Source organism: Plantactinospora mayteni, assembly GCF_016862935.1.
In the GTDB taxonomy this organism is placed as follows: Bacteria; Actinomycetota; Actinomycetes; order Mycobacteriales; family Micromonosporaceae; genus Plantactinospora; species Plantactinospora mayteni.
On the sequence record NZ_BONX01000100.1, the window covers coordinates 1 to 4,123 of the forward strand.

Consider the following 4,123-nt stretch of genomic DNA (forward strand, 5'->3'; position numbering starts at 1 on the left):
CCGGATGTCTGTGCACCGCTCAGCCGTCTGGAAGTCGCCGCGACGAGCCGCAGTGGATCGGAGGCGCCAAGGGTGACCACTCGGCTAGCCTGTCCTAATGGCGTCCTTCAACGACAGCATCATCGAGACCTTCCGCGCGAACGACGGTGTGGTCGGCGGGCATTGGGAAGGCAAGGCTCTTGTTCTGCTGCATCACATCGGACGGCGGTCCGGCAAAGAGTTCGTCACGCCGCTGGTCGCGGCGCCCGACGGTGATGCGTATGTGATCTGTGGCAGCCTCGGTGGTGCGCCGGAGGACCCACAATGGGTGGCCAACCTCGAAGCCGCCTCCGGCCCGGCCACGATCGAACTCGGCGTGGCCACGGTCATCGCCGACTACCAAGTGGTCCGACCCGGCGATCCGCGATGGGAGAACCTGTACGGGATCTGGCGCGACTACTGGCCGGACGCTCGGGAGTACGAGAAGAAGACGACCCGTAAGTTCCCGGTCGTCCGACTGCAAATACCGCCTTCTGCCTGAGGTCCACCTTGGGCGTCTGAGGCCCGGAGGTTAACGAGGGCTCGTGCGCCCGCAGTTGCGGGCAGCATTCAGGTCGACAGGAAAGTGCGCTCGATTGCCGTCTGCAGGCTCTGGCACTCACACGCACACTGAACCTTTTTCAACCTGAATCGCGCGGCGCGTGCGCCCCGACTTCCACCTGCCACCACGACTGACCGCAAGGGGAGTTGACTCTGGACGAACACGAGTTGGTGCGCCGGTATGTCGGTGAGGAACCACCGCTGGTCATAGCCTTCGACATCGACCGCCGGTCGGAGGCGACCGACTTCCCTGCCTTCTCGCGGCCGAGACAGTCGAGGTCGTGGTCGGTCGGGTCTATCGCTACTGGCGAAACGATCTCGCAGCCGGGGAACGCTTGGCTCCCAATGTGCGACCGCCCGAGCTGTAGACGTCGGGCGACGTTACAGCGGGACCGACGCGAGATGGCCCAGCGCACGCCTCGCGGCGTGAGAGGTCGTCGCTGGGCAGCTCCGGCTGTGGCCGCCTCGCAGTAAATGTCGGTGGATTCGACCATAGTGCCGCGCGTGTTCAGCGGAATTCGCGATGTCGGCTGGGCGGCTATGCATCATGCCTATGGTTCAGCCGAAGAGGTGCCGGCGCTTCTGGAAGCACTGCGCTCTCCGGATGCCAAGGAGCGGGGCCTGGCACCGCGCGACTTCTACGGCAAAGTTCACCACCAGGGTGACGTCTACCCCAGCAGCACGGCGAGCCTGCCGTTTCTGCTCGAGCTTGCCGGTGATCCGGCCACACCAGACGGTGACAGGCTCGTCGCAAGGCCCGCGGATCAATCCGCCTGGACTACTGAAGTATGCCGACCTCATGACCAAAGCCGACCACGATGTGGCCCTCAGCAGCCACCGCAACAGCGCGGACCGGGGACGGGAACACGGACTCCCGGCCTACCTGCTTGCCTGTGACGAGGTTCCATACCCGCACCGTCCCGTCGTTCCCCCCGCTGACTGCGTACGGCCGTCCGTCGATCACCGTTGTGGCCACCGACCACACCCGGCCTGCGTGACCGGTCAATGGCTCACTGACCTGCTCGCCCGACGTCAGGTCCCACACCCGCACCGACCCGTCATCACCGCCGGTCACCGCGTGCGGGCGTCCATCGATCACCGGCGCGGCCACCGAACGCAGCCACCCAGTGGTCCCGGTAGCCAACGCAACGACCTGCTCACCAGTATTCAATTCCCAGACGCGCACCATGCCCTTATCGCTAACCGCGACCACGTGCGGATGGCCGTCGATCATCACAGGCGCCACTGACTGCACCCAGTCGCCGTACACGTCCACCGGCCCACCGACCTGCCGGCCAAGGGTCAAGTCCCACACCCGTATCGTGTAGTCCGCGCCGGAAGTGATCGCGTGGGGGTGCCCGTCGATCGCGATGGCTGCCACCACTTCCACCACGTCTTCATGGCCGGTCAAGGGTTCACCAGCCTGCTGCCCGGTGGTCAGGTTCCACACTCGCGCTGTCTGGTCCGGACTCCCACTCACTGCGTGCGGCTGTCCGTCGATCATCGTTGTGGCCACCGACCAGACCGCCGAGGTGTGACCGGTCAGCGACTCACCAGCCTGCCGACCACTGGTCAGGTCCCAAACCCGCACCAGTCCATCATCACCGCCGGTCACCGCGTGAGGGCGTCCATCAATCCGCGTTGTGGCCATCGATCGCACCGATCCATCGTGCCCGTTCAAAAAGATCCTCCACCGGCTCTCTGGCAGTCAGTTCTCCCACACCCGCACCGACGCCAACGTCGCCCGCACCGCCTCAAGCCGGCGGTGAACAATACTGTCAACGCCAAGGCACCAGCACCACCGCCAAGGACGCCGAACCCTACGTACCAAAAGCTCAAACGCTTCGCGATACACGGACCCGGTTGGCCAGTTCTGGGGCGCTCAGCCCGAGGATGGTGTCAGTGGATCACCCGGCCGACCACTACCTGGCTGAAGTCACCGGCGCGGAAAGCGGCCGCAGGCACAGAGAAATAGAAGTACGACCAGTCGAGCCCCAGCTTTCCCGGGCTGACCATGAGCAGGTGCCGGTGGTCATCCCGCCACGACGGCTCCGGGCCCTGCTCCCACTGCGGCCGGCCGAACGCCAGATGGTCGTGCTTCTCCGCCTGGTCGATGAGCGGCCACGCCGCTATCTCGGTGTCCCAGTCGAAGTCACGGTAGGCCGAGTCGCCGTGGCCCGGCAGGGTCAGCACCGGCTTGGCGTGCAACGGGATCCGGTCGAACGACCTGGCCGGGGCCGGCGCCGGTACCTCCGCCGCCCGCGCCGGGTCGGCCGGGATCACCCGCAACCAGCGTGGATCGTCGTAGTCCACGTCGCGGGGGTACTCCTTCGGCGGCAGGTCCGGCTCGAAAACGAAGAAGTTGAGCAGGCCGGGGCGCACCGGCAGATGCTCACCGAGCCAGGAGGCGAGCGGATCGGTGTCGAGGACGGCGACCGGGCTCAGCGGGATGCCGAGGTAGTCCGGCCACGGGGTGCCCGGATCCAGCAGGGCCGGGCCACCCAGGTAGTTCCGGCCGGTGGCCGGTCTTCCCTTCCTGGCCGGTTCGAGACCGAAGCCGGGGCGGGCGTGCTCGGCCAACTGCGCGCCGAAGCGCTCCCCCAACTCCTCGATGCAGATCTGGCGCAGCTCGGGCAACGCGTCACGGTAGTCCACAACAGGTCATCTCAGCACGGCCCTCCGACAGCATCCGTGATCGATCCCCCACTCCAAGACGGAAACGCGCGTGGTCCACCCGATGGTGGCACCGGCACCGCGCCGAAACCGATGCCACCTACATTCGGCCACCACTGGTGTCGCCCGCCAGTGAGGTTGAGGCATCCTCATGGCGTTGAGCTGGAATACTCGCCGCGGACAGAAGGGTCCGACAGCGCTGTGCCGGGTGAGGGCGGCTGGCGGTGCCCCAGCGGCTTCTCGGGAACGTCGGCTCCGGCTGTCCCTACGCGGTAAGCAGCCGCTCGATCCGCTCGTACTCGGTGGCCATCTCGGTTTTGGCCAGAAAGTCGCTGAGGTCGGCCGAGACCTGGAAATCGACCTGTTCGATGGAGCGGATGGCGAGTTCGTAGAGCTCGCCGCGCTGGCCCGTCTCCAGGTAGGTCGTCCAATGTTCGAGTGCGGAGATGACGTTCAGGAGTTCGGTATCCATGTCGCCGTCGGTGAGGATGCCGTCACCGATGCGCGCCAGGTGCGCACGCAGCTCGGCCGGGCTGGCTGTCAGCACGCTGTCGCGGGCGGTGGTGAGGGCCGCAGAGGCATCCTCGTCGAGCTCATACTCAACTGCGACGTCGACCAGCCGTTCGTCTCCGACGAGACGGACGACCGTCTCGGCGCCGAAAACACGGAGGTTGTCGTCGCTGGCCCTGGCGACCAGATGGCGAATCGCCGCTTCGAACTCGTCGTACCTCACCGCTGCAGTCTATGGATCGACCGCCGCTGGCCACACACTCGTTGGCCACCACGGACCGCCAGAGCCGGGAACACAGACGGTGACGAAACCCGCGCCCCCGAGCCCTGCACGAACTGCGACAGATGCGGACGGACGCAC

At 66.3% G+C, this 4,123-nt stretch carries 4 protein-coding genes; 1 reads left to right on the top strand and 3 read right to left on the bottom strand.

Translation table 11 applies throughout. From position 1 onward, the window contains the following. The first annotated feature begins 97 nt into the window (after positions 1 to 97). Positions 98 to 520 carry a nitroreductase/quinone reductase family protein gene (locus Pma05_RS41985; protein ID WP_203863118.1) on the top strand — a complete coding sequence of 141 codons (423 nt, stop codon included), beginning with the start codon at positions 98 to 100 and terminating at the stop codon, positions 518 to 520. A gap of 837 nt (positions 521 to 1,357) precedes the next feature. On the opposite strand, the gene Pma05_RS41990 is transcribed toward Pma05_RS41985, so the two are convergent. The 3 genes from Pma05_RS41990 to Pma05_RS42000 form a co-directional block, all read right to left on the bottom strand. Beyond that, a complete protein-coding gene (locus Pma05_RS41990) occupies positions 1,358 to 2,260 on the bottom strand; it encodes a WD40 repeat domain-containing protein (protein ID WP_275414834.1) in 903 nt (300 codons plus the stop codon). 218 nt (positions 2,261 to 2,478) lie between these two features. Then, positions 2,479 to 3,234 carry a DUF1963 domain-containing protein gene (locus Pma05_RS41995; RefSeq protein WP_203863120.1) on the bottom strand — a complete coding sequence of 252 codons (756 nt, stop codon included), beginning with the start codon at positions 3,232 to 3,234 and terminating at the stop codon, positions 2,479 to 2,481. A 283-nt stretch (positions 3,235 to 3,517) separates the two neighbouring features. After that, entirely contained in the window at positions 3,518 to 3,985 is a 468-nt protein-coding gene (locus Pma05_RS42000; RefSeq protein WP_203863121.1) for a hypothetical protein, read from the bottom strand. Positions 3,986 to 4,123 lie beyond the last annotated feature (138 nt).